General features: G+C 67.0%; 12 protein-coding genes. 5 read left to right on the top strand and 7 right to left on the bottom strand.

Features of this window, described 5'->3' with window-relative positions; all coding sequences use genetic code 11:
- Window positions 1–128: 128 nt before the first annotated feature.
- Complete coding sequence (locus AC07OZ_RS05495) at window positions 129–740, bottom strand: hypothetical protein (RefSeq protein ID WP_495466142.1); 612 nt, start codon at window positions 738–740, stop codon at window positions 129–131.
- 64 nt (window positions 741–804) lie between these two features.
- On the opposite strand from AC07OZ_RS05495, the gene AC07OZ_RS05490 reads away from it, so the two are divergent.
- On the top strand, window positions 805–1,260 hold the full coding sequence (locus AC07OZ_RS05490; RefSeq protein WP_495466141.1) for a hypothetical protein: 456 nt from the start codon (window positions 805–807) through the stop codon (window positions 1,258–1,260).
- Between the two features lie 13 nt (window positions 1,261–1,273).
- Here the strand turns inward: AC07OZ_RS05490 and AC07OZ_RS05485 are convergent, their stop codons facing one another.
- Window positions 1,274–1,648, bottom strand: coding sequence for a hypothetical protein (locus tag AC07OZ_RS05485; protein ID WP_495466140.1), 375 nt, complete (start codon window positions 1,646–1,648; stop codon window positions 1,274–1,276).
- 158 nt (window positions 1,649–1,806) lie between these two features.
- Between AC07OZ_RS05485 and AC07OZ_RS05480 the strand changes: the two genes are divergently transcribed.
- The 3 genes from AC07OZ_RS05480 to AC07OZ_RS05470 are packed head-to-tail and all read left to right on the top strand — an operon-like array spanning window position 1,807 to window position 3,644.
- Window positions 1,807–2,607 (top strand): DUF4198 domain-containing protein, encoded by an 801-nt coding sequence (locus AC07OZ_RS05480; RefSeq protein ID WP_495466139.1) that lies wholly within the window; start codon window positions 1,807–1,809, stop codon window positions 2,605–2,607.
- Window positions 2,604–3,101 (top strand): EF-hand domain-containing protein, encoded by a 498-nt coding sequence (locus AC07OZ_RS05475; RefSeq protein ID WP_495466138.1) that lies wholly within the window; start codon window positions 2,604–2,606, stop codon window positions 3,099–3,101. The genes AC07OZ_RS05480 and AC07OZ_RS05475 overlap by 4 nt, the downstream gene beginning before the upstream one ends.
- A gap of 9 nt (window positions 3,102–3,110) precedes the next feature.
- Window positions 3,111–3,644, top strand: coding sequence for a hypothetical protein (locus tag AC07OZ_RS05470; RefSeq protein WP_495466137.1), 534 nt, complete (start codon window positions 3,111–3,113; stop codon window positions 3,642–3,644).
- A 20-nt stretch (window positions 3,645–3,664) separates the two neighbouring features.
- Here AC07OZ_RS05470 and AC07OZ_RS05465 read toward each other — a convergent pair whose 3' ends face one another.
- From AC07OZ_RS05465 to AC07OZ_RS05455, 3 genes are read right to left on the bottom strand one after another with little or no spacing between them, the layout of a single operon-like run.
- On the bottom strand, window positions 3,665–4,288 hold the full coding sequence (locus AC07OZ_RS05465; protein WP_495466136.1) for a hypothetical protein: 624 nt from the start codon (window positions 4,286–4,288) through the stop codon (window positions 3,665–3,667).
- Complete coding sequence (gene eutC, locus AC07OZ_RS05460) at window positions 4,285–5,097, bottom strand: ethanolamine ammonia-lyase subunit EutC (protein WP_495466135.1); 813 nt, start codon at window positions 5,095–5,097, stop codon at window positions 4,285–4,287. Before eutC ends, AC07OZ_RS05465 begins: the two co-directional genes overlap by 4 nt.
- An 8-nt stretch (window positions 5,098–5,105) precedes the next feature.
- Entirely contained in the window at window positions 5,106–6,536 is a 1,431-nt protein-coding gene (locus tag AC07OZ_RS05455) for an ethanolamine ammonia-lyase subunit EutB (protein WP_495466134.1), read from the bottom strand.
- A gap of 136 nt (window positions 6,537–6,672) precedes the next feature.
- Here AC07OZ_RS05455 and AC07OZ_RS05450 point away from each other — a divergent pair, with 136 nt between their 5' ends.
- Window positions 6,673–7,275 carry a hypothetical protein gene (locus tag AC07OZ_RS05450; protein WP_495466133.1) on the top strand — a complete coding sequence of 201 codons (603 nt, stop codon included), beginning with the start codon at window positions 6,673–6,675 and terminating at the stop codon, window positions 7,273–7,275.
- A 75-nt stretch (window positions 7,276–7,350) separates the two neighbouring features.
- On the opposite strand, the gene AC07OZ_RS05445 is transcribed toward AC07OZ_RS05450, so the two are convergent.
- Both AC07OZ_RS05445 and AC07OZ_RS05440 read right to left on the bottom strand, forming a co-directional pair.
- Entirely contained in the window at window positions 7,351–11,193 is a 3,843-nt protein-coding gene (locus AC07OZ_RS05445) for a hypothetical protein (RefSeq protein ID WP_495466132.1), read from the bottom strand.
- Window positions 11,194–11,504: 311 nt separating this feature from the next.
- Window positions 11,505–12,596: a pirin family protein gene (locus AC07OZ_RS05440; protein WP_495466131.1), complete on the bottom strand. Its 1,092-nt coding sequence runs from the start codon at window positions 12,594–12,596 to the stop codon at window positions 11,505–11,507.
- Window positions 12,597–12,789: the final 193 nt, after the last annotated feature.

Genomic DNA, 12,789 nt, shown 5'->3' with positions numbered 1-12,789 from the left:
GTTTGAATCAGGGCCGCCTCCGCATCAGTCATCCCACGAGCAATGGATCGAGCAAGAACCGGCGGCCGCATTAACGGGGAGGCCTTCAGTCGAAGGCATTCGATCCAGCATCCATCCTCGCCAGCAATTCATGCGACCTGGATGATGAGTCCGGTTCCTTGACGGCGCGCCGTTGCTACCGCGTTTCGAGCAGCATTCAAAGCCCTGGCTTCGACATCGGCTGACACCAGGTCCGCGGCGAACGCGTCATCCAGGAGCATCACCTCCTGGGCGGACCAATAGGCCAGGTGATAGACGCCGTCGGCGGAGCGGTAAGGAAGCAGGCTCGAGTCGCGACCCACGGCGCGACCCGTGAACAGGAAGCTCCAGAGCTCGAATGCGGTACTGCAGGGGCTGGCTTCCCTCGAGGTGCCGAACATGCCTCTGAAATGGCGCGCTGGCAGCAGTGACGGATCGGCGGCCCGCATCAGGTCCGGGCGCTGCTGATCGCAGAACATGCCGAAGTAGGTGTCGAGCAGACGATCGACGGCGATCGCCTCAGCTTCGCTCGCAGCGCCAAGCGCGCTGCCGCCACGGGCTTGAACGGCCTCCAAGAGAGGAAGGATCGTGGGCTCGATGTCATCGGGGAAATCGGCAGCCGTTTCATTGCACCAGGCTTCAAAGGCTTCCAGCGGCCCCGATAGAAATTCGTCGGCGAGACCGGATGGATGGCAATGCCAGAATTGTATGTAGATGCCCATGGTCGGCGAGTCTAGTCATCTTGCGCGAGGTCGACTTCGCTGCGAATCCGGATGCCCAGCCACCATGAAAATTGGCTTCGCCAGACTTCGCGGATACTCCCGCACAGCCGTCGCGCGCACCCCCATGACACTTCGCCGCCTTCGCTTCGCCGTTCTCTCCGTCCTGATGGTCGTGGTCTTCCTGGCCGTGAGCGCTAGTCTGATCTATCTCGCGCAACACACCGCTGCGACTGGGATCATCAGTCTTCGAAGAGGCGGGCAGATCACTGCAGCGAGTCATCCGATTCAGTTCTGGACGATGGTGACGATCACGTGGCTCTTCGGCGTTCTCTGCCTGGCAAGCACGCCGTTGATGGCTCGGCGCGCCTGGAAGACTTCCGCGAAAGATCAGGGCGAGTTCGAACGCGAGATTCCAGGCATCTACGGCAAGACCCGCCGGTCGTTGACCGTGGCCTTGTGGGTCCTCGTGATCCCGGTCGTGCTGCTGGTGGCGCGCGACTATCTCCTGTCGAGTCGATGAGCCGCTTCCCGGCTCATTCCGACAGCTTGCCCCGCACCGACATCACCGCCAGCGCGTGCCGCGCGGCGACGTCCAGTTCCGCCCACTCGGGCAACGCGAGCGCGGCGGCGGTATCGACAATCGTCTGGGGCGTCGTCGCCACGACGCGATCGACGGCTTCGAGGACGCGCATCAAGGCCTCCGCCTCCTCCTCGGTGTAAGCCGGCGCAGGGTAGGGCAGCGCAAGGCACGCCTCCGGATGGAGGTCGTACCACTGATTGATCACCTCGTTGAGGTCGAACGGAGGCGGGTCGGATTCGATCGCCACCACCATCTCGACCCAATCGAGCACGTCGTTGCGAATGCGCCGCTCGACCAGCTCCGGGGTGACTTCCACGTCGTCGCTCATCCGATGCTCCTTGTCGAGCCGCCAGTGTCTCGCGCTTCGGCGCAACACCTGGCACCGGCCGTCTTGCGAAGGGGATTTTCGTCTTTGTTGATAATAGTTCTCAATTGCGAGCAATTCTCATCTATAGTGCCGACCGACTCAACCCGGCACGAATCGCGATGTCCCTCTTCACGCTCAAAAAGATCGGTCTCTGCCTGACCCCGCTGCTGTTGTGCGCAGGCGCCCAGGCCCATTCGCCCTACCTCAAGCCCAACACCTTCAGCGCCGAGGAGCAGCGCAAGCACGTCACCGTCGAGGCCTCGTTCGCCGAAGGCGACCTGCGCCCCGACGTGGCGATGAAGTCCGACACCTTCCAGGTGATCGGTCCCGACGGCAAGAGGCAAGCCCTGACCCCGGCCGCGGTGCTGAAGGACGCCAGCTACCTAGAAGTGCCGCTGGGCGCGGGCAACGGCACCTACCTCGTGTCGTCGGGCGTGCGCAAGGGGCGCCTGGCCAAGGGCGTGTTGCGCCAGGGCAAGGTCGTGTTCTCCGAACGCGCCGAAGACGCGCAGCCCGGCGACAAGCCGATCGACGTGCAGAGCATCACCCGGGCCGACGTGTACGTCACCCGCGGCCGCCCCGGCGCGGTGGACTTCGATACCGAGGGCGTCGAGATCTTCCCGGTGACCAAGCCCTATGAGCTCTATGCCGGCGAGCCCGTCACCGTGCGCGTGCGCGAGAACCGCAAGCCGCTGGCCGGCGAGACCCTGACCGTCATCGCCGACGGCCAGAACTACGTCAGCCAGAAGCAGGCCGAGCTGGACTTCAGCACCAACGCCGCCGGCGAAGTGAGCTTCAAGCCGAAGACGGCGGGCCTCTACCTGTTGCAGGTGCGCGTTCGCCGCGCCTCGCCCGACAACCCCGCGCTGTGGATCAGCACCACGGCCACCCTGACCATCGAAGTGCAGCCTCAGCCATGAAGACCACCTTCCAACGTTCCCTGTTCGTGAGCCTGCTGGGCCTGGCCTCGCTGCCCGCCCTGGCCGCCTCGCATTCCTCCACGACCTTCATCGCCGAGCAGGACATCAACGGCGACGGCAAGGTGCTGCTCGCCGAATTCAAGCTGGGCCGCGAGGTCGAGTTCGTGCGCATCGACTTCAATGCCGATGGCCAGCTGAGCGAAGCCGAATACCTCGGCGAATTCGAAGGCCGCCTGATGCAGCGCATCGGCAAGATCGCCGATCCGGAGAAGCGCCGCGAGGAGCTGCAGCGCCAGATGCGTCAGGCCAAGGTCCGCTTCGGCGTGCTCGACAAGGACAAGAGCGACGGCATCAGCCTGGAAGAGTTCCAGGCGGCCGGCCTGAGCATGTTCAACCTGCACGACCGCAACAAGGACGGCGTGGTGGACGAGGCCGACGTGAAGATCGCCGAGGAAGAGAAGAAGGCGGGCAAGGAGAGTTTCGTTTCGCCTTAAGCTGGAGCGATGCAACGGATCGTTCAAATCAAACGGCGGCCGCCTCTGGACAGCATCGTCTGCGTTCTTCTTGTCGACGCTCCTGGAGTGATCGTCGCCTCGGAGATCTCGGATTCGCTGGATCCGGATGGGTATTGCTTCCTGCACAAGTCGGACATCGTGGAGATCGAGGACGACTTCGAGCGCCTCGATTTCCATGTCGCGGCGGCGTCCGTCTGGGACCGCGTCGAGCCGGACACTTCGGGACTCGACCTCCAGGGTGGCTACTTCGAGTTGATGCAATCGATGTCGCGAGAGCAGTCCCTGGTCGCCCTCCACCTGGAAGTGGCCGATCCGGACATCTGCTTTGTGGGCGCCGTGCGTCGCGTGCTCTCGGACAGGATCGGATTCACCAATCTGTCCGCGAATGGGATCTGGGTGCCTGAGACCCAGGCGATCAAGATCGGTGAGATCACGAAGATCGAACTGTCAACGCGCTATTTGCGGTCGTTGCAGGGGGTGATCGCTGCCCGCAGCGCTCTTGGCGTTTCAGGGGCAGGGTAGCGCCGTCGTGCCGCCCCGAGTCACACGCGCCGGGCCGCATGGGACAAGACCGTCGACGGCGCTTCGGCGCGACTCTTCGCACCCCAGATGTAGTAGGACGGAATCCGCTTCTTGAAGCCGGAGCGATAGATTCCCAAGCCTTCGGTCAAACGGACATTGCCCACGAACGGATCCTGCAGCGCCTTCGCCTTGATGAGCAATTCCAGCTCGGTGAATGACGTGCCGTTGTCGGCGGTCAGCAGGACTGCCGGCTTGCTTGTGTCCCGCGGTCCGAATGGCGAGAGATAAAGCGCACTGAGGTCGAGGACCGACTCGGCCTTCAGGAGGCCTTCCGGCCACGAAGCGTCGTACCACGACGCGTCCTCACGTCGCGCCACGGCGAAAGGCAGGTCGGGCCGAAGCACCTGAAGCTCCTTCTCCGACAGGGGATCCGTCCGGATGTGGACCGCATTCGCTTCGACGTAGTCGCGGGACGTCCGGTAGTAGGAGACGTTGCCGAGCAATGTAGCCATCGACCAGTTGTCCTTGTGAGGCCACCAAACGTCGTACATGACTTCGGCATCGTCGTAGGCGATGACCCGCATTCGATGGGGACCGTGGGGAAGCTCGAAGACGACGCCGAGGGCGATCTGGAACGGGGTCATGGTGTTTCTGGATGGAGCAGGAATGTCTGTCGACCTTCGATTGTCGGCGCCGAGTCGGCACTCTCATCCTTCAACGCAACACCTGTCATCTGCCGGGCCCGCGCCTCGTTGAGCAGCCATGCGAGGCGCGCCGCTGCGGCCTCCGGTGCTAGGCCTTCCGGCCGCACATTGGAGATGCAGTTGCGCTCCGCGTCCGTCCGCCCAGGTCGAGGCGCCCAGGTGACGTACACGCCCATGCTGTCGGGGGAACTCAGCCCCGGGCGTTCGCCGATCAGCACCACGACGAGCTTCGCTCCGAGCGCATGACCGATCGGATCGCCGATCGCCACGCGAGCCTGGCGGGCGATGGCCACGGGCGCCCAGCGCCAGTCGGTCGCGAGCAGCGGCCGGAGCGCCGCGATGAAGGCGAGGGCATGACGCTCGATCGCCAACGCGGACAGGCCGTCCGCCACGATCAGCGCCAGATCTGGCGGATCTTCCACTTCACGCGTGGCCAACAGCGCAGTCGACCGCTCGTCGAGCCTTCGCCCGAGATCCGGCCGCTGAAGGTAGGTGGCCCGATCACTCGCGGCACTGTGCAGATCCAGCGTTTCCAGCCCAGCCTCGTTCAATGAGGCAACGAGCGCCTCGTGGTCCAGCTCGCGATGCACCGCGTCCCGCGCCTGGGCGTGAGCGAGCTGGAACGCGAGATGCGCCGCCGTCGGCTGACTGACGCCCGCACGGCCCAGGCCGATGCGCGCAGGCGTGTGACGGCGCAGGGTGCTCCAAGGGTTGGGGATGATCGTGTCGCTCACGGTGTCGTCGCTCATGGCCGCGCTCACGACGAAGGCAGCAAGGCCGCGAAGGCCGGGGGCATGCCGTCCACCAGATGACCCGGTGCGCCGGGCCGCGCGATGCGCATGCGCTCGAGCCAGCGCTCGAACTCCGGCGCGGCGCGCAAGCCCAGTACCCGCCGCGCATACAGCGCGTCGTGGAAGGACGTCGTCTGGTAGTTGAGCATCACATCGTCCGAGCCCGGAATGCCCATGATGAAGTTGCATCCCGCCACGCCGAGCAGCGTGAGCAGCACGTCCATGTCGTTCTGGTCGGCCGCGGCGTGATTCGTGTAGCAGATGTCGCAGCCCATCGGCAGGCCGAGCAGCTTCGCGCAGAAGTGATCCTCCAATCCCGCCCGGATGATCTGCTTGCCGTCGTACAGGTACTCGGGGCCGATGAAACCGACCACGGTGTTCACGAGCAGCGGCTCGAAGTGCCGCGCCACCGCGTAGGTCCGGGCCTCGATGGTCTGCTGGTCGCAGCCGTGGTGCGCGCCGGCCGATAGCGCGCTGCCCTGGCCGGTCTCGAAGTACATGACGTGCCGGCCGCGCTGGCCGTCGTCGAAGAGGGTGCCTCGCTCCAGCGACAGCGCCGCCGCGCGTGCTTCGGCCAGCAGCTTCAGATCGACGCCGAAGCTGCGGTTGGTCGCCTCCGTGCCGCCGATGGACTGGAACACCAAGTCGACCGGCGCGCCGCGCTCGATGCACTGCAGCGTGTTGGTCACGTGCGTGAGCACGCAGCTCTGGGTGGGGATCTCGAAGCGCTCGATGACCTCCGCGAGCAGGCGCAGCAAGTGCGAGACCTGTGCCACGTTGTCGGTGGCGGGATTGATGCCGATGACCGCGTCGCCGCTGCCGTACATCAGGCCGTCCAGCACGCTGGCCGCAATGCCGCTGGCGTCGTCGGTCGGGTGGTTGGGCTGCAGGCGCGTGGACAGACGGCCCGACAGGCCCAGCGTGTTGCGGAATCGCGTGACGACCTCGCATTTGCGCGCCACCAGGATCAAGTCCTGGTTCCGCATGATCTTGCTCACCGCGGCCACGATCTCGGGCGTGAGTCCGAGAGTCAGGCGCGTCAGCGTGGCCGTGTCGGCCGCATCCGAAAGCAGCCACTCGCGCAGCCCGCCGACCGTCAGGTGCCCGATCACCTGGAACGCCGTGGCGTCGTGCGTGTCGACGATGAGTCGCGTGACCTCGTCGTCCTCATAGGGGACCAGCGCCTCGTTGAGGAAGGTCTTCAATGGCAGGTCGGCCAGGGCCATCTGCGCGGCGACGCGCTCCTGCTCGGACTCGGCGCAGACGCCAGCGAGCCGGTCGCCCGAGCGCTCCGGCGTGGCCTTGGCCATCAGCTCGCGCAGGCTGTCGAAACGGTAGCTGACGGCACCGGCGCTCGCGCCGTAGGGGGACGCGCTTGAGGCCTTGGAAACGTTCATCGCTGGCTCCTTGGGGCCAGCTTAACCCGGTCGTGTGACCGACTGAGGCCGAGGTCCGCTCCGGCCGGCCGCTGCCGCAGAGAAGCGACTGGCGCCACGGATAACATGACCCGCCTGTCGTCTCCGGATCGGATCCATGCGCAGTTTTGAGGAACTCCCCGCAAGTTGGAACTTGCAACCTGTTCTTGCATGCCGGACAGGCACGCTCTATCAGTTCAAGACGCCACGGGAGCTCCACGATCCGCACGGTTGGGGCATGAGCTTCCTCGTCCATTTCAACCGGGACGTGGCCGTCTCGGATTGGGTCGTCTTGCGCGAACGTGTGGCGCAAATCTTCAGCGCGGATGACGAGCTGAAGCGCGCCGTCACCTTCGTTCCCTATGCCGAGGTCGGCACGGATTTCGTCGTGCAATCCAAGCCGCCCTACGACGGCGGATACTTCCTGAACTCGCTGCACGAATGGACCACCTACGGCGAGACGTGCAGGCCGCCGGACGGCTGCGAATCAGCCTATGCAAGCCTTGAAACCGCCGTGGAGCGAGTGATCAGCGCCTTGCCTCCGGTCGACAGGCCACTGCTCGAGCCGATCATCCGCTCGACGTTCACCATGAACGCGGATTCCTGGTTGCAGTTCGTCGAGACAGAGGGCTGGACCCTCTACGAGCTGGAGATCTCGACGGAGCTCATCGATCGATTCCTCGTTGCGACTCAACCCTGTTCGAGCTCGAGTGGCCCCTGAACCAAGTCACCCTGGACGGCGAAGCAATGGCCTCCGAGCAGGCCGCTCCGTCCGCCCATCCGCCCCCACGACCCCTCAGAACGTGGCGATGGCGCCCAACGTGAACGAGCTGTCCGTCCGGTTTTCCCGGGTCTGTCCGCTGACGCCGGCGTAGACGTAGCCGCCGGGCATGACCAGCCAGGTCCCCGTCAGTTCCGCACGCAGGTATTGGCGGCTGACGCGCGGCGCCTGGATCTGGATGGCCGTGCCGGCCAGGCTCGCATCGACGAGCACGCGCCGCAGCGCCCCCGACTCGCGGCCCACGGCCAGTCGCCCGCCGAAGGTGAAGCGCGCGGTGCCCGGATCCTTGTCCGTCGAGCCCACGCCCAGACCGACTTCCATGCGGCCGCCGCCGGCCGACAGCTTGCCGAGATTCAACGCGGCCAGCGATCCCGAGTCCTCGGTCGTGGCATCGCGCTTGACCTGCTGCGTCTCGACGCGCGCGTACGGCACCAGCCGCACGTTCTCGTAGTTCATCGCCGTGCGCACGCCGATGCCGGCGAACATCTGGCGCGTGGAGGCGTCGGTCTTCAGCTGGCCCTGGCTCAGGCCGAGCGCCGCCAGAGGATCGTCACGGCTGCTGAGGGCCTTGCCGCCGCCGCCGCCGATCTGTCCGTCGAGGATCAGCCCGGCGCCCAGGCCGAGCTGGCCGTACGCCATGCCGAGCGTGTCCTTCACTTCGCCGGTGCCGCCGCTGTCGGAGCTGAGCTTCTGGTTGGATTGCGACAGCGCCACGCCGAAGCCGTTGGTGCCGTCGTTCATCACGTCGAAGCCGATCGTGATCTGGTGGCGGTCGCGCGTGCGCGCCGCCGAGGAGGCACCGTCCGCGGCCCAGCGGCTCTTGCCGCCGCTGTAGTCGACCCAAAGCCCGCGCTGCCGCGATTCCGGGGCGGACAGGTGCCGGGACACCGAGTCCTGCAGGCGCTGGCCGGCCGACGGCAAGGCGGCTGCGACGGCCCCGTGGATCTCGCCGCTGAGCGAGCGCATCGTGCCCATCAGCGTCGCGTTGTCGAGCCCGGCGATCGTGTTGGACAGGGTCGTCTGCGCTGGGGTCGCGGTGGCGGCGTCCTGCGCCGCCGTGATCTTGTCCAGCGCCGCGGCGACTGACTGCGTGTTCAGGTTGGCGCCCTGGCCCTGGGCGAGCGCCAGGTAGGCCGTCGGCACGACCAGCAGGTCGACGCCGTTGGCGGAATAGAGCGCCCGCAGCCGCGTGCCCGCCGTCAGTCCGGTGGGTTGCGAGAGGGCGCCGAAGGTCGTCGCGTCCAGCCCGCCCTGCGCGTCGACGATATGGAATCGCTGCCCCAGCGTCGGCACATACGGCGTATAGGTGCCGAGACCGGAAATGCCAACGAGATTGACCGTGAGCTGCGCGCCGTTCGCGCTGAACTTGCTGCCGGCACCGGTCAGCACGAGCTGATCGTGGTGTCCCGCGCCGTTGCCCGGCGTCGCGCCGTTGATGTCGACTTCGAACGTCGATCCGGGTGCCAGGCTGACGCTGGCGCCCACCGTCATCACGCCAGGGGAATTGCCCGGCGACAACTTGCCGCCCGAGGCGACCGTCACCGGTCCGGCGATCGTGCCGCTGCCTTGCAGCACGGCGCCGCTGCGCACGTCCACGCCGCCGGCCAGACTGCCGTTCACCTGCAGCGTCGACGCGGCCAGGATGGTCAGTCCCGTGTAGGCCTGCGCGTTGCCGACGGTCCACTGCCCGCCGTTGAGCCGCACGCCGCCGCTGCCGCTGATCGCGCCGTTGAAGGACGCGGCCGTCGTGTCGATCGTGAGGGTCCTGCTGCCGAGCACCACGCTGCCGCTGCCCGCGAGGGACCGCACGCTGGCGCCGGCGGTGGTGCCGGAGATGTCGAGCGTGCCGCCGTTCGTGAGGCCGCTGGACGCGGCGATGCTGCCCGTGCCCGTCAGCGCCAGGGTCGCGCCGCTGGCGATCAAGGTGCCGCCGGTGAAGGTGTTGACGCCGGACAGCGACTGCGTGCCGCCGGCCACGGCCAGACCGCCGCTGCCGACGATCGTGCCTGCATAGCCGCCGCTGGCGTTGGCCAGCGTCAGGGTCTGAGCGCCCAGGGCGACCGTGCCGCCGCCGGTCAGGCTCTTCAGCGTCGCGCCGGCCGTCGTCGCGGAGATGTCGAAGCTGCCGTCGTTCGCGAGCCCGCTGGACGCGCCGATGCTGCCAGTGCCCGTCAGCGCCAGGGTCGCGCCGCTGGCGATCGAGGTGGCGCCGGCGAAGGTGTTGACGGCGGTCAGCGTCTGCGTGCCGCCGGCCACGGCCAGACCGCCGCTGCCGCCGATCGTGCCCGCATAGGTACCGCTGGCGTTCGCCAGCGTCAGGGTCTGAGCGCCCAGGGCGACCGTGCCGGCGCCGGTCAGGCTTTTCAGCGTCGCGCCTGCCGTCGTCGCGGAGATGTCGAAGCTGCCCTCGTTCGCGAGCCCGCTGGACGCGGCGATGCTGCCCGTGCCCGAGAGCGCCAGGGTCGCGCCGCTGGCGACCGAGGTGGCGCCGGTGAAGGTGTTGATACCGGACAGCGTCTGCGTGCCGCCGGCGACGGTCACGCCGCCGCTGCCGCCGATGACGCCGCCGAAGGTGTCCGCGGCATTCGTGAGGGTCAGGACTTGCCCGCCGAGCACCACGGCACCCGTGCCCGCCAGGCTGGTCAGCGTGGCGCCGGCGCTGGTCCCGGCGATGTCGAACACGCCGTTGTCCACCAGACGGCTCGAGGTGGCGATGCTGCCGGCGCCGGCCAGCGCCAGCGTGGCGCCGCTGCCGACCGTCGTCTGGCCGGTGTAGGTGTTGACGCCGGTCAGCGTGATCGAACCGCCGCTCGCGCCGGCGTTGACGAAGCTCATCGCGCCCGGCGTGCCGGTCGTCTGGTCGGACAGCACGCCGCTGAAGGTCGAGTTCAGACCGTTCTGGTCGATCGTCCCGCCCGTGCCCTTGATCGCCAGATTGGCGCTGTACACGGCGTTGTTGACGTCGGCCCGCAGCGTGCCGCCGTCGAACACCGGATTGACGGTGCCGTTCACCAGGTCGGAGCCGGTCACCGAGCCCGACGTGATGTCCGGCGGAGCGCTGGTGCCCGCCAGCGGATTGCCCGAGTAGGTCCCGATGGTGCTGGCCAGGAAGAAGTTCGGCGGGACGGCGGTGTCGTTCCAGTTGTAGTCCGCGAAGCTGACCTTGTAGGTCCCCGTCGTCGCGATGTTGAAGGTCGTGGTGAGCCAGGGCGTGACGCCGTCCGCCGTGTCGAAGAGGTAGGCCACATAGGTGTTGGGCGACGGACCGGCCGTGTCCCCCGGACCGCCCGCCCGGGCCAGGGACTCGAGGTACTCCAGTCCGTTGCCCGACAGCGAGAAGAGCGCGCCGTCATTGAAGCCGTGATCGGTGACGTTGAGCGCCCAGGAGAACGAATACGTCCCGGCGTTGAGCGTCATCGTCTGCGTCAGCACGGAGAAATTGGTGACGCTGCCGCCGAAATTCGGGTTGTGGTTGAGCAGCGCATCGACGGTCCCGTTGGTCAGCCCCAGCGCGGCGTCCGCGGCGGAGGCCCCGTTGATGGTGCTGCTGACCGGACTCAGCCGCCACATGCCCTGGCCGGTCGGCGGCGTCAAGGTGAACGGCGTGCCCTTGCTGAGCGTCGTGAACGGCGTCGTCTGGTAGGTGACGTTGTTGCCGATGCCGGTCCAGCCGGTGGAGAAGTCCAGGGTGGTCTGCGCATGGGCCGCGCCGGGTAACGCGCCGAAGGCGCCAAGGGCGCCGAGGGCGGCGAGGTACAGCAGGTTCAAGCGCGGAAGCTGTCGCTGCCGGCGCACGTTGCGCACCGCAGCGGCATTGAAAGACGGCCGCGCACGGCTCGGGCTGAGACTGTCACCCATGAGTCTTCTCCAATGTTCAGTGATTCGAGTCGGACGGCCTGGATCACTTGCAGGGGCATCGCCGCATCCGTCGAGGCGGATGTCGTACTGCGTATGCACTGCCGTGGAGATCTCTTGGGCCGTGACGGCAATCAGTCTTGCATGAACCTTTGATTCGGCTCCTCGGAAAAGACCGATGAACAAGGTGGTATGCGCTGAATTGCCGAAAATCAAATGAACCGGCCATTCGCCGGGCACAACGCAACGGGTGTGCCGGGCGCGATTCGCCCATGAAGGGGTCAGGACTTGTTTCGGCGCGTCGACCGGACGATTCAGTCCCGCGATGGCGGCCGCTCGGTCCGCCCGTCCGCATGCCGCGCGAAGCGGTCCTCCTGGTTGCCGTGCACCGGCGCCGCATCCGGCCACGGCCAGCCGCCGAATTCGGTGCGACGGTAGTCCTCGAACGCCTGGCGCAGCTCCTGCTCGGTGTTCATGACGAAGGGGCCGTACTGCGCCACCGGCTCGCCGATGGGGCGGCCCTGCAGCATCAGCAGCTCAGCGGGTTCATCGCCATTGGTCAGCACGACGGCGTCGCCGGCGCGCACTTCGATGGAGGAGCCGACCGGCACGGCCTGACCCTCGACGGTGATCCGGCTGCCGGCGAAGAAATACAGCTTGCGTCGAGTGCCATCGCCCAGCGCCGCCGGCAGCGTCCATTGCGCACCCGGTTCCAGGCGCAACGTCCACATCGCCAGGTCCGCATGCAGCCGCGAGCCCCACGAGTCCGGCGGCGGCGCGAGCGGCTTGGACACGCCGCCCTGGCTGTCGCCGTTGCCATCGCGCTTTCCGGCAAGCGGCAGATCGCTCGCAATCACCACGACTTCGGTGGCGCGTCCCGCGTCGTCGACAAAGCTGTGCCGCGGGATGTCCTGCGACCAGAACATCGTGAAGTGCGGCTCCACCATCTTGCTGTCCGCCGGCAGGTTGAGCCAGATCTGGAACAGCTCCAGCGGATTGGGCCGGTCGGTGTGCAGCAGGGGGAACATCTCCGCGTGGACGATGCCCTTGCCGGCCGTCAGCCACTGCACGTCGCCACCGCCGAAACGCGCGCCGGCGCCCAGCGAGTCGGCATGGTCGATGCGCCCCTTGCGGACGATGGTCACCGTCTCGAAGCCGCGGTGCGGATGGGCCGGGAAGCCGGGCACCTGCTGGCCGTGGTACATGCTCCAGCCGTCCTGGCGGGAGAAGTCCGAGCCCATCTTCCGTCCCGCCAGCAGCGACGCGTCCGGTCCGTGGCGCCCGTTGCCGCGCGGATAGGCGTCGTCATGGTGGACACAGAACAGGAAGGGGTCGATTGTCTCCCAGGGCATGCCGAGCGGCTGGACGGAGAGGACGGACGAGGAGGGCAAGTCGTTGGCTGTCATGGTGTCATGGCGCTTTCACGGATATCCCGCCACGCTAACGCGATCCGGCCTTCCTCGCTCAAGGGCAGGTATTTATGACGAGCTGCCGAGGAAAACCGGCCGCGTCAGTCGTCACCCTACATGAGCTTCATCCTCCGCTGGATAGCGCGGCGCACGGCGCGGACGTACAACGTCCATCCTGGACCCAGGCCCT

It is taken from the genome of Roseateles sp. GW821-FHT09G03 (assembly GCF_059416045.1).
The sequence above is the reverse complement of the archived record's forward strand: the minus strand, read 5'-3'. Positions and strand labels throughout refer to the sequence as shown.